At 41.7% G+C, this 23,454-nt stretch carries 14 protein-coding genes; 7 read left to right on the top strand and 7 right to left on the bottom strand.

Annotated features, from left to right (window positions below; genetic code table 11):
* Nucleotides 1–10 precede the first annotated feature (10 nt).
* From CXF93_RS01870 to CXF93_RS01845, 6 genes are all read left to right on the top strand, one after another.
* Nucleotides 11–1,894 (top strand): bifunctional diguanylate cyclase/phosphodiesterase, encoded by a 1,884-nt coding sequence (locus CXF93_RS01870; RefSeq protein ID WP_198551559.1) that lies wholly within the window; start codon nt 11–13, stop codon nt 1,892–1,894.
* Nucleotides 1,895–2,058: 164 nt separating this feature from the next.
* Nucleotides 2,059–3,879 carry an extracellular solute-binding protein gene (locus CXF93_RS01865; RefSeq protein ID WP_101060609.1) on the top strand — a complete coding sequence of 607 codons (1,821 nt, stop codon included), beginning with the start codon at nt 2,059–2,061 and terminating at the stop codon, nt 3,877–3,879.
* Between the two features lie 4 nt (nt 3,880–3,883).
* The gene (locus tag CXF93_RS01860; protein WP_101060608.1) at nt 3,884–4,981 is read left to right on the top strand and encodes a microcin C ABC transporter permease YejB; all 1,098 of its coding nucleotides are present in this window, start codon (nt 3,884–3,886) and stop codon (nt 4,979–4,981) included.
* 26 nt (nt 4,982–5,007) lie between these two features.
* Entirely contained in the window at nt 5,008–6,030 is a 1,023-nt protein-coding gene (locus CXF93_RS01855; protein ID WP_304442112.1) for an ABC transporter permease, read from the top strand.
* Nucleotides 6,030–7,658 carry an ABC transporter ATP-binding protein gene (locus CXF93_RS01850; RefSeq protein ID WP_101060606.1) on the top strand — a complete coding sequence of 543 codons (1,629 nt, stop codon included), beginning with the start codon at nt 6,030–6,032 and terminating at the stop codon, nt 7,656–7,658. Before CXF93_RS01855 ends, CXF93_RS01850 begins: the two co-directional genes overlap by 1 nt.
* Nucleotides 7,659–7,807: 149 nt before the next feature.
* Nucleotides 7,808–9,253, top strand: coding sequence for a methyl-accepting chemotaxis protein (locus CXF93_RS01845; protein ID WP_101060605.1), 1,446 nt, complete (start codon nt 7,808–7,810; stop codon nt 9,251–9,253).
* Between the two features lie 479 nt (nt 9,254–9,732).
* Here the strand turns inward: CXF93_RS01845 and CXF93_RS01840 are convergent, their stop codons facing one another.
* The 7 genes from CXF93_RS01840 to gltB all read right to left on the bottom strand — a co-directional run bounded on the left by CXF93_RS01840 (nt 9,733) and on the right by gltB (nt 21,234).
* Nucleotides 9,733–11,172, bottom strand: coding sequence for a GNVR domain-containing protein (locus CXF93_RS01840; RefSeq protein ID WP_101060604.1), 1,440 nt, complete (start codon nt 11,170–11,172; stop codon nt 9,733–9,735).
* A gap of 112 nt (nt 11,173–11,284) precedes the next feature.
* Nucleotides 11,285–12,154, bottom strand: coding sequence for a cobalamin-binding protein (locus tag CXF93_RS01835; protein WP_101060603.1), 870 nt, complete (start codon nt 12,152–12,154; stop codon nt 11,285–11,287).
* A 59-nt stretch (nt 12,155–12,213) separates the two neighbouring features.
* Nucleotides 12,214–13,140, bottom strand: coding sequence for a cobalamin biosynthesis protein (locus CXF93_RS01830; RefSeq protein WP_232784059.1), 927 nt, complete (start codon nt 13,138–13,140; stop codon nt 12,214–12,216).
* A 13-nt stretch (nt 13,141–13,153) separates the two neighbouring features.
* Nucleotides 13,154–13,849: a 5'-methylthioadenosine/S-adenosylhomocysteine nucleosidase gene (mtnN, locus tag CXF93_RS01825; RefSeq protein WP_101060601.1), complete on the bottom strand. Its 696-nt coding sequence runs from the start codon at nt 13,847–13,849 to the stop codon at nt 13,154–13,156.
* A 55-nt stretch (nt 13,850–13,904) separates the two neighbouring features.
* On the bottom strand, nt 13,905–15,140 hold the full coding sequence (locus CXF93_RS01820; RefSeq protein WP_101060600.1) for a YdiY family protein: 1,236 nt from the start codon (nt 15,138–15,140) through the stop codon (nt 13,905–13,907).
* Between the two features lie 209 nt (nt 15,141–15,349).
* Entirely contained in the window at nt 15,350–16,762 is a 1,413-nt protein-coding gene (locus tag CXF93_RS01815) for an FAD-dependent oxidoreductase (protein WP_101060599.1), read from the bottom strand.
* A gap of 8 nt (nt 16,763–16,770) precedes the next feature.
* Nucleotides 16,771–21,234 carry a glutamate synthase large subunit gene (gltB, locus tag CXF93_RS01810; protein ID WP_101060598.1) on the bottom strand — a complete coding sequence of 1,488 codons (4,464 nt, stop codon included), beginning with the start codon at nt 21,232–21,234 and terminating at the stop codon, nt 16,771–16,773.
* Nucleotides 21,235–21,756: 522 nt separating this feature from the next.
* On the opposite strand from gltB, the gene CXF93_RS01805 reads away from it, so the two are divergent.
* The gene (locus CXF93_RS01805; RefSeq protein ID WP_101060597.1) at nt 21,757–23,376 is read left to right on the top strand and encodes a sensor domain-containing diguanylate cyclase; all 1,620 of its coding nucleotides are present in this window, start codon (nt 21,757–21,759) and stop codon (nt 23,374–23,376) included.
* Nucleotides 23,377–23,454 lie beyond the last annotated feature (78 nt).

Below are 23,454 nucleotides of genomic sequence, written 5' to 3'. Positions count from 1 at the left end.
ATAAAATCAAATGATTACTGAATCTTATAATATGCCTGATAAATGTAATATCACTTCCTCACATGATGAATTTGTTGCCAAGTCTGCACGGCTTAACCATGTGTTATTACAATTAACGGTCATCGATTGGTGTGGCAGTGATGAATTTGTTGCTTTTGTCGATGCTATCGTCAATGCCACGAAACGGTCATTAAACCTTGTTGATGTAAATATCCAGTTGTTTAGCGATACATTTGGCGACCTTATGTCGCTATTGCCAAAATATCTTACCAACGTTAATCCTAATCACGCCTTTAATGTGACCGAGTTATCCCAGCTCCACTCACGCAGTGAAGTCGTTCAGGTTATTGAAAAAGATGATTTTTTAAAAACGATTAATTTAGCCATACCGTTATTTAATCAGAATAAATGTGTCGGTGTGATGAATTTTAATGGTGTCATCGAGAGTGATGTCCCCTCCAGCATCACCTTGTCTTTTTGTGCTGCTATCGGGGCGCTAATCCAACGTAATTTCCGCTTGATGGATAACGAATTATGCTATGGTTTATCTATGCTCACCGCGAGTCAATCGCAAGACGAGTTCCATCGTTTAGCGTTTTTTGATTCGTTAACCGGTCTTGCTAATCGCCGTTTATTAACACAAACCATTGAAGCACAATATCAGTTAGCCAAAAATAATCAGGTGGTCGGCGCGTTATTATTTATTGACCTGGATTTTTTTAAAGCCATTAATGATTCTTTGGGACATGCTGTAGGTGATGGCATATTGGTTGAGGTTGCTGAACGCTTAAAAGAAATACCACGCGCAGAAGATTTTATTGCCCGCCTTGGTGGTGATGAATTTGTGATTTTATTGCCAGATTTATCGGAAAATCCGATGCATGCTGAGCAACATGCTAATTTACTGGCAGAGCAATTAATAGCGCGTATTTCTCAGCCTTATTTATACAAGGGCCAAGCCTTGTATATTGGCGCCAGTATTGGTGTCACCTTGTTTCCAAGTAAAGATCAGCAAGCCGATGATTTATTACAACAAGCCGATACCGCCATGTATCAGGCTAAATCCAATGGCCGTAAAAAAGTGTCGTTCTTTGATGTCACCATGCAGCGTAAAGCAGATAAACGCCTGCATATTTACAATTGCCTGAAAAGTGCGATTGCTAAAAATGAACTATTTTTACATTACCAACCTCAGCATATCGTGCAAAGCGGTGAAATTATTGGTGTTGAAGCCTTGGTGCGTTGGCACTTAGAGGGTAAACAATTGATTTCACCTGCCGAGTTTATTCCCATTGCCGAAGAGACCGACCTGATTATTGATATTGGTATTTGGGTGTTGCAAGCCGCGTGTCGTCAATTTGTAGAATGGCAATCGCAAGGTGTTGATGTACCGCAATTATCGGTCAATGTCAGTACCCGCCAGTTTCATGATCAAAATTTTGTTGATTCGATACTCATGGTATTAGATGAAACGGGTATGGATCCGATGCAATTAAACTTAGAAATCACTGAATCTGTGGTGATTGAGCATGCTGAGGACGCTATTCGTAAAATGACCGATTTGAAGAATGTCGGTGTCAGTTTTGCTATTGATGATTTTGGCGCTGGTTACTCATCGTTAAGTTACTTAAAACGCTTACCGGCAAATGAATTGAAAATTGATCGTTCGTTTATTCAAAACATTCCGCATAATGTCTCTGATATGGCGATTGTTGAAGCGGTTCTGGCTATGGCTAAACACATGGGCTTTAATGTCACCGCTGAAGGTGTTGAAAGCCGTCAGCAACTCGAATTTTTACAAGGTCAACAATGTAGTTTCTATCAAGGTTTTTATGCTAGCAAGCCTTTGTCAGCAGAAAACTTGGCACTTTACATCAAACGTCTACAAGGATAGTTAGGCGTTGGTTATAACCCTAAGGTTATAAATTTAGAAACTTTCTGAACATTTTTTTCACTTTAGTATCTATATCATTGTAAATAAGAGTTAAATAAGAGTTAAATGCTATTATTTTAGTAACTCATTAAATTACGTTCTTCATCGGCTAAAGGAACCTCGCCATGAATAAACTGCTTCGTGCTGCATTATTGTCTCTCAGTTCTCTGTTATTCACTTTACCTGTTTTTGCCACTTCGCATGCCAGTGAACCGCTACGCTATGCGATTGCGATGCATGGGCAACCAGCCTACGGCAAAGACTTTAGCCATTTCGATTATGTTAATTTAAACGCGCCTCGTGAGGGCTCATTACGGCGTGCTGCGATGGGCAGTTTTGATAATTTTAATGCTTATATTGTCAAAGGTGTTGCGGCTGATGGCACAGGTTATTTGTTTGATACCTTGATGCAGCAAAGTGGCGATGAAGCATTTACCTTATATGGCTTAGTCGCAGAATTCATTGAAGTACCGGACGATCGCAGTTGGGTACGTTTTCATTTGAATCCCAATGCGCGTTTTTCTGATGGCTCCGAGCTAACCGCCAGTGATGTTGAGTTTACTTTTAATGTATTGATCGAAAAAGGCGTCCCGCAGTTACGCGCGCAGTACAAAGAAGTCACCAAGGTCGAAGTCGAAAGTAAATCAGTGATTAAATTTAGTTTTAAAGATAACAAAAATAAAGAATTAGCCTTGATATTGGCACAGCTTCCGGTGTTTTCAGCAAAAGACTGGCAAGATAAAGATTTTGCTAAGGCAAGCTTAAATATCCCCCTGGGTTCAGGGCCATATACCATTAAGTCATTTGATGCTGGTCGTGGTATTGATTATCAGCGTAATGATGACTATTGGGCAAAAGGCTTACCGGTAAACCGTGGGCGTTATAATTTTCAACATATTATTTTTGATTATTACAAAGATGGCAGTATTGCCTTTGAAGCATTTAAAGCCGGTGAAATTGACTTCAGAGCAGAAAATATTTCCAAGCAATGGGCGACGGGTTATCAGGGCAAACAATTTACTGCCGGTAACATCATTAAAGAAGAGATCCAGCATCAGAACCCGCAAGGGATGCAGGCATTTTGGTTTAATTTACGTAAAGACAAATTTAAAGATCCCAAGGTACGTAAAGCATTGGGGTTAATGTTCGATTTTGAATGGACAAACAAGACGCTGTTTTACAGTGCATACAAGCGCTCTGACAGTTTCTTTAGTAATTCCGAACTGGCGGCGAACGGTATCCCTGCTGGCGATGAATTAGCCCTGCTGAGCCCTTTTAAAGCCCAACTTCCTCCTGAATTATTCACACAAGTTTATCGTTTAGATAAAACCCAAGGTAATGGTCGCGTGCGTAAGCAGCAACGCCAAGCAATTGAGTTATTTAAACAAGCAGGTTGGACATTAACAGCGGGTAAAATGCTGGATGCCAATGGCCAGCAACTCAGCATAGAATTTTTAGTTTATAGTCCATCGTTTGAACGTGTTATTCAGCCATTTCGTAAAAATTTACAACGTATCGGTATTGCTTCTGAAATTCGTATTGTTGATGTATCGCAATACATTAATCGCTTAAATAATTTTGATTTTGACATTTACACCCTCACGCAAGCGCAAAGCCTATCGCCGGGGAATGAGCAGTTGAGTATGTGGGGCAGTGAGTTTGCCAATGTACCAGGTACGCTTAACCGTATTGGTTTACAAGATCCCGTGGTTGATGCCTTGGTCACAGAAGTCATTAATGCGGAAGATAGAGACAAGCTGATCACGGCCACTAAAGCCTTAGACCGGGTGTTATTGTGGAAAAATTTAGTGATCCCACAATGGCATATAAGCAGTTATCGGGTGGCATATTGGCAACAAATACAACGTCCCGAAAAACTGCCTAAATACGGCTTAGCCATCGATAGTTGGTGGCAGAAAGACACCGCAAGCAAGAAAGGAAACTAGCTAAATGTGGAGTTATATACTGCGCCGTTGTTTGCTGATGATCCCCACATTGTTGGGTATTATCACCCTTAATTTTATTATTATTCAAGCGGCGCCGGGCGGCCCTGTTGAACAGTCGTTGGCTAAATTACAAGGCATTGAATCCTCGGCGACCAGTCGAGTTGATGGTAATAGTCAGGGCGAAGTGAATTTAAACAGCGGTGGTGGACAAGGTAGTGGTGGACAGTACCGAGGCGCACAGGGTGTTGATCCTGAATATATTAAAGAGTTAGAGCGTTTATATGGTTTTGATAAACCGCTGCATGAACGTTACTGGTTAATGTTAAAAAGCTATGTGCAGTTTGATTTTGGTGATAGCTTTTTCCGCGATAGCTCGGTAATTGATTTGGTGCTCGATAAGTTACCTGTGTCTATTTCATTAGGTTTGTGGACGACGATCTTGGTGTATCTGATTTCGATACCGCTGGGTATTAAAAAAGCCATTTCTCATGGTTCTGCGTTTGATGTTTGGAGTTCCAGTGCGGTGGTGATTGGTTTCGCTATTCCTAATTTTTTATTCGCGTTATTACTGATTGTGGTATTTGCCGGTGGCAGTTATTTTGATTGGTTTCCACTACGTGGATTAACGTCGGCTAATTTCGATGAATTATCTACCTTCGAGCAAATTAAAGATTATTTTTGGCATTTAACCTTACCTATTATGGCCTCAGTGATCAGCAGTTTTGCCACGTTAACCTTGTTGACTAAAAATACCTTCTTAGATGAAATTAATAAGCAATATGTGACTACCGCCAGAGCCAAAGGCCTGACCGAAAACCAAGTGTTATACGGCCATGTATTTCGTAATGCGATGTTATTGGTGATTGCCGGATTACCGGCCGCACTAATCAGTATTTTCTTTACTGGTTCCTTGATGATTGAAATTATTTTCTCGCTCGATGGTTTAGGTTTATTAGGCTTTGAATCGGTGATTAACCGCGACTACCCTGTGGTGTTTGGCACCTTGTATGTTTTTACCTTAATGGGGCTGATTATTAAGCTAATCAGTGATGTCACTTATATGTTGATTGACCCACGGATTAATTTTGAGGCGCAATCATAATGGGCTGGATCACCACTTGGCAGCGAATCAAACAAAATCCGATGAACCTAAACCGTTGGCAAACCTTTAAACATAATAAACGTGGTTATTGGTCGTTATGGCTGTTTACGGGATTATTTTTATTTAGTTTATGCGCAGAGTTCGTTGCCAACGATAAGCCGTTGTTAGTACGTTACAACGACAGTTATTACTTGCCTATTCTATATGATTATAACGAGTTGGAGTTCGGCGGTGAGATGGACATTCTCGCGGATTATCGTGATGAGTATATTCAAGAGATTATCTTAGCGCAGGGGGATATGTGGTGGCCGCTGATCCCTTTTAGTTACGATACTTTTAATTATGATTTAACCGTCCCAGCGCCTTCTGCGCCAGACCGCCATAATTTATTAGGCACCGATGATCAAAGTCGCGATGTCCTAGCTCGGCTTATTTATGGCTTTCGTATATCGGTATTGTTCGCGCTAACCTTGACGATATTTAGTTCGATTATCGGTGTTGCGGTCGGCGCGACACAAGGCTATTTTGGTGGTCGTATTGACTTGTATGGTCAGCGCTTTATCGAAATATGGTCTGGCTTGCCGATGCTGTTTTTATTGATTATTTTAGCCAGTTTAGTGCAACCTAATTTTTGGTGGCTACTGGGTATTATGTTGCTATTTAGCTGGATGGCATTGGTTGATGTGGTACGGGCAGAATTTTTACGTGGCCGTCATCTAGAATATGTCATTGCCGCAAAAGCCTTGGGGCAATCGCACCGCGCGATTATGTTTAAGCATATTTTACCCAATGCCATGGTTGCGACGATGACCTTCATGCCGTTTATTTTCACTGGCGCGCTGACCACATTAACCTCGTTAGATTTTCTCGGTTTTGGTTTGGAAGTGGGCTCGCCGTCGTTAGGGGAATTAATCAAACAGGGCAAAAATAACCTGCAAGCACCTTGGCTGGGAATTACCGCGTTTGTGTCGATGGCGATACTCTTGGTATTGCTGGTGTTTATTGGTGAAGCGGCACGTGACGCGTTTGATCCGCGTAAGGGAGCATAATGAGTAACGTTCAACTTAAAGCAAAAGTGATATCTACTACTGAATCGCAAGCTAGAGTGCTGGAGATTAACGACTTATCGGTTAGCTTTGGTTCGCAACGGGTCGTTGAAGGTGTTTCTTTTCGCATTGAACAAGGTAAAACCTTTGCCCTAGTTGGCGAAAGTGGCTCGGGTAAATCGGTGACTGCACTATCTATTTTACAGCTATTGCCTTTTCCCGCGGCAAACTACCCTGCAGGCAGTATTAAGCTAATGGGCCAAGAGGTAATAGGCAAAGACCACGCGGTGATGCAAGCGTTGCGTGGTAACAGAGCCAGTATTATTTTTCAAGAACCGATGACGTCGTTAAATCCGCTGCACACCATTGAAAAACAGATATCTGAAATACTGCACTTACATCAGGGCTTAAATAAAAAAGCGGCGCAGTTACGCTGTTTGGAATTGTTGGAATTAGTGGCAATACCGGAGCCGAAAACGCGCTTAGGCTCTTATCCGCATGAATTATCTGGTGGTCAACGCCAACGCGTGATGATCGCGATGGCGTTAGCCAATGAGCCTGATTTATTAATCGCCGATGAACCGACCACTGCACTGGATGTCACGGTGCAATTACAAATTTTGGAATTGTTAAAATCATTACAGACTAAGCTGGGGATGGCGATTTTAATGATCACCCATGATCTTAATATTGTGAAGCATTTAGCCGATGATGTGGCGGTTATGCAGCAAGGTCAAATAGTCGAGATCGGCAGCGTTGAGCGTATTTTTGCTGATCCACAGCATGAGTATACCAAAACCCTGTTGAACGCAGAGCCGCAACGTGACATACCTGCGTTGATACATCCGCAGCCGTTATTACAGGTAAAAGACTTTAAAGTATGGTTCCCGTTAAAGAAAGGTCTACTGCAACGTACCTATGACCATTTCAAAGCGGTTGATGGGGTATCGTTGCAATTACATCAGGGGGAAACCTTGGGTATTGTCGGCGAAAGTGGCTCAGGTAAAAGCACCTTGGTACGAGGATTACTGCGGCTGATTAATAGCGAAGGCGATATTTATTTTAACGGCACTAATCTACAAGGGTTGAATTTGACAGCGATGCGCGAATATCGCCAATCACTGCAAATTGTGTTTCAAGATCCGTTTGGTAGTCTAAGCCCACGGATGTCTGTTCGTCAGATCATTAGTGAAGGTTTAGAGGTACAGGGTAAGCATGGCGATGCCGAGATTGAAATCGCTATCCAACAAGCCTTGATTGATGTTGGCTTGCCTGTGGCCTCGTTAGCGCGCTACCCACATCAATTTTCGGGTGGCCAGCGCCAGCGTATTGCTATCGCGAGGGCGTTAGTATTAAAACCTCAGATCCTGATTTTAGATGAACCGACATCTGCACTGGATCGCACCGTGCAAAAACAGATCTTAGATTTATTGTGTCAGTTACAGCAACAGCACCAACTGAGTTATATTTTTATTACTCATGATTTAAGTGTGGTTCGCGCGGTAAGTCACCGTATTTTAGTGCTTAAAGCAGGTAAAGTGGTTGAAGAAGGTGAAACCGAAGCGGTGTTTAAGCAACCGCAGCACGCCTATACCCAAGCATTACTGTCCGCAGCCATGTGTTTTAATTAAGGTTACAGTGTTAATACTGAGTGCTAGATATTTAATAGCAAACACTGCCTAGGTAATACTTTAGAGATAGTTTTATAGTGTTAATACTTCAAGCATGCTAGATTCTCATAACAAGATTTGTTCTATTTTATTAAAATAAAGGATTATGGATGTCATCACTTGGAAACCACTTTTATCAGTATCTGCTTAGCGCACAAAAAAGTGACGATGATAAAATTAAAGGTCGAGGGATTATTACCTTTGCACTGGTCGGTATTATTATTGGTGGTTATAGCGCACTGAAATGGAATAACCTAGATGTCACTGCGCTAGTCAATAGTTCTATGATTATGCTCATCGGTTTTATTTGCAGTATCATGTTGATAAAACTGGCTGTAAATCCGATTATTGCCGGAAACGTCATGCAACTTGGCGGCATGCTCCATCTGACCAATTTAATGTTTCAGACCGGTGGTGCTAATTCACATTCGATTATGTGGATTGCGGCAATGACGGTATTTGCCTATTTATTAATGAATGCCCGTTCTGGTTTCTTTTGGTCTGTGGTGATGATGATTACGTACGTGGCCATGATAATCATGGACAATAACGGTTATGAGTTACCGCAATTAGTGTTATCTGCCAAAGACGCCAAAGTTGAACATTATTCAGCGCTGCTTTTACCCCCTCTCGCTATTTGGTTCTCAAATCACTACAACAACACCTTACGCAGTAAAGCCATGGCCAGTAATCAGGCTGCACTATTGGCCGCGGAGTCTGCGTCACAGGGTGCGGAACAAAGCCGTGAAGAGTTACAACTGCTATTTAATCAAGTCGGTGACACGGTCACGCAGCTAATGCAAACGTCGAGCGATTTGACTGCCCATTTAACGGTTATGTCACAGTATGCCAAAGACATTGATGACGGTGTCGGAGAGCAAGTGTCTGCAACCAGCCATATTAACGATTTGCTGCAAGATACCGCTACTTTGGTAGGCAATGCCAGTGGCATTATTCAAGCCATGGGTAATGACTCTCTGCGCGCAGAAGAGCAGGCTGATAACAGTTCTATTGCGATGACGGCGACTATCACCTCGATGTCGGATATTAAAGACAGTAATGATGCGATTGAAAAAGCTATTAAGGTGATCACGGATATTGCCAATCAAACTAATTTATTAGCACTTAATGCGGCGATTGAAGCGGCGAGAGCAGGTGAAATGGGACGTGGATTTGCCGTTGTGGCGGACGAAGTGCGTAATCTCTCAAAACGTAGTACTGAATCAGCCAATGAAATTAAACTGTTAATTGAAAAAAGTTCAGCAGATGTGAACAATGGTTATGAAGCCGTGGAAACTAACGCCGAAACCTTTGCCGAGATTATAGATGCTGTGACTAACATGAGTAGTCAAATAACGAGTGTAACCACCAATGTGGTGACGACGGATAAAAATATCAGTGGGGTATTGTCTGCTAGTGAGCAAGTAACCTCAGTGACTAAGGCTAATGAGTTAAGTGCACAGGCAATGAATCAAAGTATTGGTGAGTTGTTGCAAGTCAGTGATGAACTTAATGCTATGTCGACGCGATTGGTGACGATAGTAAACAGCCATTAATTTATCGTTAACCTGCTATGTTATTAGGTTATTTTACAGACACAAAAAAGCTCACTAATCGTTGTGAGCTTTTTTGTAAATCTAAATGCTGTATTGTTCGAAAGCGCTAACCCTAAGTTAGAGTGAGATAACCAAGCACGCCGGCATCGAAAGTTCAAATACGATGTAGTTACATCTGTTTGACCAATAAAGTGGTCGGCTGTTTCGGTCTCTAATTTAAATATAGCGCATTACTTTTAATATGCAACTGTTGATATCGTATTTTTACTGGTTTATTTTTGATGATTGTTAACTTGGTGACGTAGATCGTTACGATACATGTAAATTACGGTTAAATTAAACCTGACCTCACAATAATATCAAAGTAGTTTTGGGCGGAGCCTTTACACTAATTTGATCACATCGAAATAATGGCTAGATAGGGATATTAAATGTAGTTACTTAAAATTATCGTCATGATCGCGGTCTTATGACCGTCATTAGCGACCCGATGCAGATGGGATCAAGGGGATGCGTGCGATAGTTCTTAAACCGGTGACATAAGCAATGTTACGTTCATCCCATAGCGTGTCTTGGGTTATTGATAGGGTGAAGCTAATGGCGATGCCTTGTATTAATCCTAATAATAATCCCAACAATACGTAGAGGAAAATAGGTAGGTTAATTGCTTGTTCAGGGACAAAAGGTGGCGTGATAATTTGCACGTTAGTCGTTGCTTCAAATTCACCAAGGTCATAACGAATCGCAACCATCTCATGGCGGGTTAATAGGTCTAAGTAAAGTGTGTTTTTATTGCTGAGATCACGTTTTAACTGTAGTAGTTGTTGTTCTATTATCACATGTTTAGTTTGATTTTGATGAAAGTATACTTGCTGTTGTTTGAGCTTTTTCAATTCAATTTTAGTCTTGATAATGGCACTTTTATAACCTTCATATTCATCGAGTTGATGCAGTAACAAGGGCGTTACCTGTGTTGTTAAAGCCGATTTGGTAAGCCTGGTCATACGATTTAATAATAGCTCGAGTGATTGCTGATCTTGTATCGCCGTTTGTAATGAACGGCGCTGCTGTAGTAAGTTTTTTATTTGCAGGTTGATGGCTTTAATTTTTGAGTGTGCAGTGGTGTAATATGCCAATTGTTGCGTTTTTACTGTTTCTAGTTGGGTTATTTTATTATCAAGATACTGCGCCGCTGGATTAGTGAGGATTAATTTTTTTGTTAAAGTCGATAATTTAGATTGGAGTGAGGTTAACGTTTGCGATTTATTTTTCAGCTGTTTGTTAATGCTCATTAGTGTTGCTTCTCTGGCTTGATATAATTCCGGGATGATGCGGGCATGCTCAAATTGGTAGCTAAACAGCGCCTGCTCAGCTTCTTGTAGCAGGGTATGTTGTTGATTGACTTGCTGAGCAAGAAATAGCTTACTGTTGAGTGCTATATCTTGATTTGGTTTGGTTAGTCGTAAAATGAATTGTTCACTGATTATATTTAATATAATCGTTAGCTGTGTTGGGTCTGGCCATTTGAGTGAAATTGTTATCAGGTCAGTACCTGAGAGCGAGAGCGTGAGTGACTGTTTTATCAGGTTAATAATGCTTTGTTGCTGTTGCTCTGTATCGTCGAGCTTGATTAACCCTGCTTGTGTGGCAGCATTCAATAATATTTGTTTACGCTTTACTAATATATTAATGCTTTTAAAACGTGATTGCACATTAAGCGGTAGGGATAACTCGGCCAGAATGGGGTTTAGTACGCTACTTTCTTGCAATAAAATAGTGGTATGAGAATAATAGCTTTCTGGAATGCTGCGGCCAACTTGATAGCCTATGATAGGCATAATTAATACCGGCAGCAGCAAGTAAATGCGTTTCCGCCACAGGATACCATAGCAACGATATAACCATGCCCACGCGTTCATCTTAGCGTTCATCCTTGTCAGCGAAGTTAATTTTAATTAACTAAAGTTATTCATAATGTTATGAATAACTTTAGTTAGCTGTTTGAATTAACGCAACATGATGACTTTTAAATTACTCTCTTATTTGTTTTGCTTGCAACGCAATTTCGCATAATGTTGTTATACCAGTAATAACACGCGGAGAAAAACGGTGTGATACATCGGGGTTAACCCTAAATATATTGCCGTTTTTGACTGCTGGAATACTCTGCCACGTTTGCCATTGTGCTAACTCGGCGTCATTCACCGAACCAGCTATTATCACTGCAGGTTGTTTCACCAATACTTGTTCCACATTGATAACAGGGTAGGGGACAGGACTGTCATTAAACACATTGTTAAAGCCACATAACTCAAATTGTTGTTGTAACCAAGGATCGTTAGCTACCGTCATTAATGGGGTAGGCCAGACTTGATAGAACAAGTCCTGTGTAGGGTTGTGCTTATATTTAGCACGTAAAGCGGCTAAGGCTTGACGGTATTTTTTGCTAACGGGTTCAGCAATCGCTTCAGTGCCGAGCATTTTTCCAAGCCGCTGTATTTGTGTGCCAATATCATCTAATCCGCCGGTCTTTGACGCATAAACCGGAATGCCAAATTTTTTCAGCTGCTCGATGTCTGCGGCAGAGTTACCTTGTTGCCAGTAAATAATCATGTCAGGTTTCAGCGCTAGTATGGTTTCGATGTTGATCTGTTGTGAGCTCGCGACGATCGGCAATGCTTTGGCCGCTTCGGGGTAATCAGAGTACGCACTGACACCGATGAGTCTATCGCCAGCACCTGCCGCAAAAACCAGTTCAGTGGTATGCGGTGACAGCGAGACGATGCGCTGTGGGTACTTTTCTTGCACTGCTAATGATTGCGCTTGTACTGGCGGTGGCAGCACTGATAATGCGAATAGTGTCATGATGAAGAGGCTAACGAAGCGAGCGGGAACAAACATAGAAACTCATTGTAGTGAAAGGTGAAAAGGGTATTACATAGATTGAATAAATGACCGGCTTATTTAATCGCAATAAGCACATAGATAGCACTGATAAAGCATAACCAAACCACCATTGCCAAGGTCAGTTTTTGTTGTGCGCGATGGATATCATTACGCTGTGCTGGTTGGCTATGACCAAGTTGACTAAAGCGCAGCATCACACCTTGATATTTGCGTGGGCCACCGAGTTGAATCGCGAGGCTGTAAGCAAAACTGGATAATAACAAACCGCTGCTAAAGTGATGCCATTGTTTTGCTTGTTGGATTAAATTTGAAAATGGGCTTGTCGCGCGCTGTAAGCTGCGTAATGTGCATGCAAGTATAACATGGGTTGGTGCGGATAATAACTGCAATAAGGATGCCGCAGGGCGCCCGAATTGATGGTTAACCACTAGCTTGCTATTCCAGTTATGGGCCATCAATTGAATAACACGATAAATTATCGCTGGCCAAATACCCAAGCAGCTGTACCAAAAGATAACCGCAAACCACTGGTAGCTATTACGTAAACACAGGTTTTCGATACTGGCTTTATGCAATCCGAGCAAGGATAGCTGGTCTAAATCACGTAATATGCGCGGCTGTATTTGGCTGATGATGGTTTGTTTCTCGAGCGCGCCTAAATTAATTTCGGGTAAACTGATTTTTTCCCACTGTAATAAACACAGTAACAACAGCAATTCAAAGATGATGGCTTCAATCACAATAAATTGAATGACGACGGCGATAGCTAAGATAAATCCCAGCATAACTAACGTGGCAAGGCTGCCGGCGATGTATTGTTGCTGGTGGCTACGTTGGGCGTTATTTACTTTGTTGGCAATGTTACTAAAAAGGTTGTTTAACAGTTGTGTCGGATGATAGCGCGGTGGGCAGAGTGGTAAGCGGGCAATGATGATAGCAGCCAGTAAGATAAATACTGACTGCATACTGGTCCAATCCATGGCCAAATTCATGCTATTTTAATTCTTTTAGCATGTTTAGTACCATAGCTGATGAGTTTTTCGCTGCAACAACTAGGTATTCTTCAAATGACGTTGGTGATTCTTTACCAGCGATATCAGATAGAGAACGGATCACCACAAACGGTACGTCAAACTGGTGACATGTTTGGGCAATTGCTGCCGCTTCCATTTCTACTGCGGCCATTGTAGGGAAGTTAATACGCGCTTCTTCCACTTTTTTCGGATCACACATAAAGCTATCGCCAGTACAAATGAGACCTTCGATAGTTTTGATTTCGCTGTCTGCTGAGATGGCTTTTTTCGCTGCTTCGACAAGACGAGTATCTGGGATAAAGGCAGCAGGTTTCTGTGCACATTGACCCATTTCGTAACCAAATACAGTTAAATCAACATCGTGATGACGAACTTCACTTGAGATCACCACATCGCCTACTTTAAGGGTTTTATCGTAACCGCCAGCAGAACCGGTATTGATGATGTAATCAGGCTTGTAATGTTCAAGTAGTAACGTTGTTGCAACTGCGGCTGCTACTTTACCAATACCTGATTTACTTAAAATCACATCATGACCAGCAAGTGTGCCGCTGTAGTATTCGCAACCCGCTTGGGTAAATGTTGTTACGTTAGCTAGTTGCTCACGCAGGATCTCAACTTCCTGCTCCATTGCACCAATAATACCTATTTTCATCGTCGTCTCTAATCTGTTTCGAAAAATGCCATGCTAGCACAATTTGGCTAAGGTATTAATTAAAAGAAACACCTAAGCCAAAAGCAATACGAAAGTCATTTTTCTTTAATGGATTGCCATCAATATCAGGTAAAGGATTATTCACTCTATCCCAGAAAAATGAGATGTCGAAATCCAGCACATCTGTGAGTTCAATATCAAAGTTTAACTTGGTGTTTTGCAAATAGCCGCCAAGTTCAGCTTCTGTGGCGGTTATTTTATAACTTAATTCAAAATCAATTTGGTCATGTATTTCACGTTCATAATCGACAGTGATGGATAGCGCAAGACTGGAATCACTGTTACTGATCTGGGGGTCAGTATATTCATATTTGGTATACAGATAAGAGGGACCTAAGTTCATTTCTAGCTCTTGGTCGCCATCATCAATAAATTGATAGCCGATACCCATACCAAGATTGATTCGACTGTTTACATTTTGTAATGGATCGCGATAGAAGCTTAAATCGAGCGGACGGAAAAACAGGTCTTTGTCACTATAGACATCGTAGGTCGCTAAGAAACGATGGTTTTCATCTGTCTGCACATTATTAGTTTCACCGATAATGGCGGTATATGAGGTTTTGATACGTGATGCTGTGGTGTGCCTAGAAAGCTCAGCGTTGGTATTATATTCCAGCTTGTTGGTATTACCTGAGCTTAGATTAGCCCCGAAGGTAACTTTGCCTTCCCAGATGTTGGCGCCGGTTTCTAAACCCGCAATCAGGGTCATGAGGTCGTCTTGGGGGATTTTATGCTGACGATTATTACTGATAATCAATATGCCATCTTCAAGCGCGATGGTGCCAGTAATGATCTTGCCGTCAATGGTGCGAACGGTGAATAATTGACGACTGTTAATACGACTGATATCTTTCCACTTAATTTTTAAATCGCCGAGATCATCACTATCGAAAGCCATTTTTTCTTCATAAAGATCTTCGATGTTACCAATTAAGAATTCACCGGATTTTAACCATAGCCAATCTACGTCTACGCCTAAACTATCAGCGAGTATAACTTCTTGACTGTTTTCAGTGGTCGTCACTGCATCGGTATTTTCGGTAATATTGGTGCTAATACTGGTTGATTCATCCGCTGTGCTAGGCGCTGGTGTCTTAATATAGTCACCTAAAATTATTTCTTGCGCAGCAAAGCTTGGCACGCTAAATAACGTGCTTAAAAAACTAACTGCGATACTAATAACAATCAATGTTGATTTAGTTGTGGTGAAGATATTAAACGAGTTCATTGTTATCAGGTGTTTACGCCATATTTCCTTTTGAATTGATGGCTATGATACAAAATAATGACCAGTAATTAAATATATTATCGTTTTTATAGTCGGAATTTACCGATAAAAAAACGCTAGCATTAATTAATGCTAGCGTTTTTAAATAGATAGTTGAGGCTTTAGTAGTAAATTAAAAATGTTGCTTAACGCTTCATTTTATACACGCTTTAAACTTCTAAATAATCCAACATCGCTTCGGCAGCGCGACGACCTTCATCAATGGCTGTTACCACCAAATCTGAACCTCGTACCGCATCACCGCCTGCAAATATTTTAGGATTTGCAGTTTGGAATGGATAGTCACTTTCGGCTGGGGCAATAATACCATTCCAGCTATTGGTGGTGACACCTTCATCCAATAACCATTGTGCAGGGTCAGGTTGGAAACCAAATGCTTGAATAACCGCATCGGCTTTGAGTACGTGTTCAGAACCAATCACTTCCTCGGCGCGACGACGACCATTTGCATCTGGCTTGCCTAAACGGGTTTTTACCATTTTAACACCGACAGCTTTATCGCTAACGACTTCGACATCAAGTGGCTGTAAATTCCATAAGAATTTCACGCCTTCTTCTTTGGCGTTTTTAACTTCACGCTTAGAACCTGGCATGCTGATTTCATCACGACGATAAGCACAAGACACAGTCTTTGCACCTTGACGTACAGCTGTACGTACACAGTCCATCGCGGTATCACCACCACCAAGGACAACCACGGTTTTACCTTTTAAATTGATAAAATCGTCGCTACTCTTTTCAAAGCCGAGTTGATTATTGGTATTAGCAATCAGGTAAGGCAGGGCATCATAAACACCTTGCGCAGTGCCGTTATCAAAACCACCATTGATGTATTTATAAGTCCCTACGCCAACAAAAACAGCATCATATTGTGCAACTAACTCACTGAATTGAATATCTCTACCAATTTCAGTGTTTAGGCAAAATTCAATGCCCATTTCGGCGAAGACTTCACGACGATGGCTCATCACGCCTTTATCTAATTTAAACGCTGGGATACCAAAGGTTAATAGACCGCCAATTTCTGGATTACGGTCGTATACCACAGGCGTTACCCCATTACGGACTAAGACATCGGCAGCGGCAAGGCCAGCTGGACCTGCGCCGATAATCGCCACTCTTTTATCGTTGCGAATCACTTTCGACATGTCAGGGCGCCAGCCGAGTTTAAAGGCTTCATCGGTAATGTACTTTTCAACATTACCAATAGTTACAGCACCGAAGTCGTCATTCAATGTACAAGAACCTTCGCATAAGCGATCTTGTGGACAAACTCGACCACAAACTTCAGGCAAGCTGTTGGTTTCGTGACAAAGTTCAGCCGCTTCGATAATACGACCTTCTTCAACGAGTTTCAGCCAGTTGGGAATGTAGTTGTGTACTGGACATTTCCATTCACAGTACGGGTTACCACATTCTAAACAGCGACCCGCTTGCATTTTTGCTTGGTTCGACGTAAATGGCTTATAAATCTCGATAAAGTCGACTTTACGGATCTTTAACGGTTTTTTTACTGGATCAATGCGTTGTACATCGACAAATTGAAATACATTATTACTCATGATCCCTCCTATTGAGCCTGGACACGTAACTCTGCAGCAGAGCGTGATTTGTGGCCAAGTAATGCGTTAATATCAGCTGATTTAGGCTTGATAATAAAGAATTTATTTACCACAGTATCGAATACATTAAGCAGGTCTTGCGCATGCTGACTGCATGTTTGTGCAAGGTGTTCAATGATAATACCGCGGAGATGTTCAACATGCATTGGGTAATCCGTTACAGCATGTTTTTCAACAAGTTCATAGTTAATTTTAGACGCTAACTGACCATCTTCATCGTAGATGTAAGCAAAACCACCGGTCATACCTGCGCCAAAGTTAACGCCAGTATTACCGAGGATAGTGACAATACCACCGGTCATGTATTCACAACCGTTATCACCGATACCTTCGATAACCGCATTCGCGCCCGAGTTACGGACGGCAAAACGTTCGCCAGCTAAACCAGCAGCGTACAACTCGCCACCTGTTGCGCCGTATAAACAAGTATTACCTGCAATCACCGCTTCATTTGATTTAAATGCTGAACCCGGTTCAGGACGGATCATAATACGGCCACCAGTCATGCCTTTACCGACATAATCGTTGGCATCGCCAGTGAGATTTAGGTTCAAGCCGCCCGCATTCCAAACACCGAAACTTTGACCAGCAGTACCGGTAAAGTTAACAGTGATAGGGTCTGATGCCATACCTTGGTTGCCGTGCTGTTTAGCGATTTCGCCAGACAGACGTGCGCCCACAGAACGATCGGTGTTTTTAATTGGGAAGCTACTTGATAACCCTGTCTTCTCAGTGATTGCTTCTAAGTAATGGGTTATTAACGCTTCGTTAAGTTCAGCTTTATCATACGGTTCATTGGTTGCTTGGCAATATATACCTAGGCCTGCTTTTGGCTGTGGTTTATAGGTAATGCCAGACAAGTCAAGCTTACGTTGTTTCGCGGTTAAGCCTTCTAACTGGACTAATAAATCAGTGCGACCAATTAAATCGGTTAACTGAGCTACGCCAAGTGAAGCCATGATTTCACGGGTTTCTTGGGCAATGAACTTGAAGTAGTTCATCACCATTTCCGGAAGACCATGGAAGTGATCTTGACGTAATTTTTCGTCTTGTGTTGCAACACCTGTCGCGCAGTTATTGAGATGACAAATTCGTAGGAATTTACACCCTAGTGCAACCATCGGACCAGTACCAAAACCAAAGCTTTCTGCACCTAGAATAGCGCCTTTAACAACGTCTAAACCGGTTTTTAAACCGCCATCAACTTGTAAGCGAACACGATGACGTAAGCCATTTTCAACCAGTGCTTGCTGGGTTTCAGCTAAACCGAGTTCCCAAGGGCTACCTGCGTATTTAACTGACGTAATCGGACTTGCAGCAGTACCACCATCATAACCAGAAATAGTGATTAAATCGGCATACGCTTTAGCAACACCTGTGGCAATGGTACCAACACCGGGTTCTGATACTAATTTCACCGATACTAATACTGTCGGGTTGATTTGCTTAATATCAAAAATCAGCTGGGCTAAATCTTCAATTGAATAGATATCGTGATGCGGTGGCGGTGAAATAAGTGTTACACCTTGTACCGAATTACGTAACTTGGCAATTTCAGCGGTAACCTTGTGACCTGGTAGTTGTCCACCTTCACCGGGTTTTGCACCTTGCGCTACTTTAATTTGAATGATTTCTGCGTTCATTAAGTAGTGTGGTGTGACACCGAAACGACCTGAAGCGATCTGTTTAATTTTTGATACTTTAAGGGTACCAAAACGGCGTGGATCTTCACCACCTTCACCTGAATTTGAATTACCACCTAAGGTATTCATCGCAATCGCCAGTGACTCATGCGCTTCAGGACTTAATGCGCCAATTGACATGGCTGCGGTATCAAAACGTTTAAATAGGTTGTCTTCATGTTCAACAGCATCAAGTGCAATCGGTGTCTCCGACTTTTTCAGTTGTAACATGTCACGCAGGCTTGAAACCGGGCGCTCATTTACTTCTTTTGAATACTGTTGGTAATCGGCATACTCACCGCTTTGCACTGCTTTTTGTAGCGTGCTCACCACATCAGGGTTATAAGCGTGATACTCGCCACCATGAACATATTTAAGTAAGCCGCCTTGCGCGGTTGGCTTACGTGTTGTCCATGCTAGTTTGCTTAATTTCTGTTGATCAATCTGGAAGTCGCTAAAGTCAGCGCCTTTGATGCGGCTGCTGGTGCCTTTAAAGCATAATTCGATCACTTCATCAGCTAAACCAACGGCTTCAAACAGTTGTGAACAACGATAGCTGGCAATGGTAGAAATACCCATCTTCGACATGATCTTGTACAGACCTTTATTAATACCGTTACGGTAGTTTAATAAAGTTTTTGTTATGTCTTGTTTAATCGTGCCAATTTCAACTTGTTTACGCAGTGATTCATAAGCTAGATACGGGTAAATAGCGGTCGCACCAAAACCAATCAATACGGCAAAATGATGAGGGTCACGGGCACTTGCTGTTTCAACCACAATATTGGTATCGCAACGTAAGTTTGCATTCACTAATGCCGTTTGCACCGCACCGACAGCCATTGCTGCTGGAATAGGTAAATTATCTTTAGCCAGTGTACGGTCTGTTAAGACTAATAACACCGCGCCAGATCCTGCTTGTTCAACCGCTTCAGCTGTAATACGTGCTACTGCACGACCTAAGGTTTCAGCTTGGCCATCAAAACACAGATTAATTGTTGCTGTTCTATAGTATTCATTACTTAAATCGGTAACTTGTTTAAAGTCAGAATAAAGTAATACTGGCGAATCAAATAGTACGCGATGAGCATGACCATGTGTTTCGTTAAATACATTGTGTTCACGACCAATACACGTTGCCAGTGACATCACGTGATTTTCACGTAATGGATCTATTGGCGGATTGGTTACTTGCGCAAACTTCTGGCGGAAATAATCATATAGCGAACGTGTTTTCGTCGACAGTACTGCCATCGGTGTATCATCACCCATAGAGCCAGTGGCTTCTTGACCATTTTCACCTAATACGCGAATAATTTGATCGAGTTCTTCTTTGCTGTAATCAAATTGTTTTTGATACGTTGCTAGTTGCTCGTCATCAAACGTGCGCGTACCAATTGCTTCTGGAGGCAGCGCTTCGAACGGTGTTAATTTCGTTGAGTTATTTGATAGCCATTCACGGTAAGGATTACGGCCTTTTAACTCTTGGTCAATATCCCAAGAAGTCCATAATTTACCGGTTTGCGTATCGATAACCAGCAGTTCACCTGGACCGACACGACCTTTTTCGATAACTTCATCTGCAGTGTAATCCCAGATACCAACTTCCGAGGCAACAGTAATTAAACCATCAGTGGTACGGACATAACGTGCTGGACGCAAACCATTACGATCTAGACCACAGGCAGCATAACGGCCATCACTAAGGACGATACCCGCTGGGCCATCCCAAGGTTCCATATGCATAGAGTTGAAGTCATAGAATGCGCGTAGATCATCATCCATATTTGGATGATTTTGCCATGCTGGCGGAACGAGCAGACGGAAAGCACGGAAAATGTCCATACCACCGGCTAAAAATAGCTCGAGCATGTTATCCATAGCGGATGAATCAGACCCTTTGGTATTAACAAACGGCGCTGCATCATGCATGTCAGGGAGTAGTGGTGAGCTAAATTTGTAGCTACGTGCTCGTACCCATTCTCGGTTACCTTCGATGGTATTAATTTCACCATTGTGCGCCATAAAGCGGAACGGTTGGGCTAATGGCCATTTTGGCGAGGTATTGGTTGAGAATCGTTGATGGAACAAGCAAATTGCAGATTGCATACGCAGATCGGCAAGATCAAGGAAGAATTTCGGCAGATCGCCGGCCATACACAAACCTTTATAGATAGTCACTAGGTTTGATAAGCTGGCAATATAAAAATCGCTGTCATCGGTAATACGTTTTTCGATACGACGTTTAGTTAAATATAAACGGCGTTCAATATCTTTTGGTGCCCAGCCAGCAGGAGCATTAATAAATACCTGTTGGATTTGTGGCAGTGATGACATGGCAATTTCGCCAAGCACGCTAGTATCTAGAGGAACTTCACGCCAACCAACCACATTCAGTGTTTCGCGTTCGAGTTCTTCTTTGATGATTTGCTGTGCTGCAGCAGATTTATCGGTATCTTGATTTAAGAAAATCATACCGACGGCGTAATTACTTCTTAAATTCCAATCATTTTCTATCGCAATAGCACGGAAAAAACTATCAGGTTTCTGCATGAGTAAACCACAGCCATCTCCTGTTTTTCCATCTGCTGCGATACCGCCCCTATGTTGCATACGGTCTAATGATGATATTGCGACGCGAACTAACTTATGGCTAGCTTCACCTTCTTGGTGGGCGATTAAACCAAAACCACAGTTGTCTTTTTCCAGCGACGGGTCATAGACTGACATTGCACTTCTCCCTTGCATCCAATTTACTAAATACTGAATATGTATACCTCGAGAGCTTCTACTCAGAGGAAAAACATACATATAAAAATAGGTAAATCATTAAAGTTTCCAAAAGCCGAAAATTGGCTAACCTGCCAAATTTACCAGAATTAACACTTAGGTCAATCTAAAAATGTATTCCGAGTTACTTATCACCTTTTCATGTAAATGGTCCATTTGTTTTGACATTGGACAATAAACTGGTCGAAACACTGAGGATTATTGAAAATATGGTTTTTAATTTTAACAATATGACATCTTGTAATCTATTAGCTCTGTTGGGATCGTCGTTTCCACCGTTATGCCATTTTTTAGCTTTAATCTATTTTTAATGCATTGATTTATTAGGTTTATGCCACTTGGTACTAAAGTATGTAAAACAAAAATGGCTATCGGCGCTAGTTTTTATCATAACAGCTTTACAGTGTTCTTATTTTGGTGTTGTATGGTCGGTTAAGTGTGAGATGGATCTTAGGCGAAAAAATGGATTTTAATAACCAATCTTTTATACAGCCAATATTTAATTGGTGGCTGGGCATTACTGAATTATCAACAAATACCACGTTCGAAATAACGTTTTGGCTAGTTGTGATTGTCTTATTGATGAGCCTGCTGGTTATTTTAATGCTATCGCGAAAACTCTCGACCTATAAATCTTTACTGACCGATTCAGCAACGCCGACCCTGGTGATTGATAGCAACTCTGCCACTATTTCACCTTGGGATATGGATGGGCAAATCATTAATTGTTTATTTGCCTCCAACTCGGCATTTATTCATATCAAAACATTAGATGGTCTCATTCTCAGTTGTTCACCATCATGGGCGACTCAATTTGGCCAATCGGTAGATCAAGTCAATGGCCATTTTGAAGACGATTTTTATAGTGCGTCGAAACTAGGGCGGATCAAGTCTTACGAAAAGTCTGTGCTTATCGGTGAAATACAAGAATATGAGGAGTGGAGTACTGTCGATGACAATAATATTTTATTACGTACCATCAAATATCCGTTGTATGACGAAGATAAAATAGTTGTCGCGATCTTAACGGTATCGCATGACCAAACGGAAGTGATGGAACTTAATGAACGCCTGCAGAATGAAAATGGCGAGCACCTGCGTATTGAGGCCGAATTAAGCCGCCACAATAGTTTATTAAACTCGGTTATTAATGCGACGCCAGATCCCGTTGCGTTTATGAATGGTAATGGTAAATATGTTGGTGCCAATAAAGGTTATTGTGAGGTTGTTGGTGTTGAGCATCGCGACTTAATTGGTATGGATAGGCAAGCCTTGGTCAGCCGCGATAAAAAATCGTGGTTATTACAGCAAGAGAATCAATTATTAATCGATGGTAAAGCAGTCCGCTATGAAAGATTATTACACCTTGAAGATAAAGAACCACGTTGGTACGAAGTATGTAAACAGCGCTATGTGAATAATACCAATGGTGAGAGTGGTATTTTAATTATTTATCGCGATTTAACCGAGCGTAAGCGTATCGAGCATGAACTTGAGCAGGCTATAGAAAAATTTGATCAGCTGAGTTCAACTGATGAGCTGACTAAAATCGCCAATCGACGCACGTTTGATAATAAATTACAGCATTATTGGTCAACCCATCATAGTGAAGTTAAGCAGATGTCTTTGCTGTTTTGCGATGTCGACAGCTTCAAATTGTATAATGATAATTACGGTCACCCCATGGGCGATACCGTGTTGACTCGCATTGCCCAAGTGATGGATGGCCAAGTACACCGGGGAGCAGATTTAGTCGCGCGTTATGGCGGCGAAGAATTTGCCGTTATTTTACCCAATACCGATGAAGAAGGTGCGATTCGTCTTGCTAGTAAGATCCTTGCAGCGATCGAACATTTAGCCATTGAACATGCTTATTCTAAGGCGGCAAAACATGTCACCTTAAGTATCGGTATTGCCACCATGTGCCCGGAAAGTGAAAGTTCAGCAGCGCAATTACTCGAAAATGCTGATAAGGCGCTATACCTTGCTAAGGAGCATGGACGTAATCAGTATTGTGTTTACCGAGATGAAGTGGATGATAATGACATGCTCGAATTAAATTTTGCTCTATTAAAATCATAGATTTATTAAAACCTTAATTTATCAGTGGTTTGCTTATAATCTATCGTATATTATTAATTATCTAGATAATTTTATTAC

It is taken from the genome of Moritella sp. Urea-trap-13, from assembly GCF_002836355.1.
Classification (GTDB): Bacteria; Pseudomonadota; Gammaproteobacteria; order Enterobacterales; family Moritellaceae; genus Moritella.
This window is presented reverse-complemented; position numbering and strand designations above follow the sequence as displayed.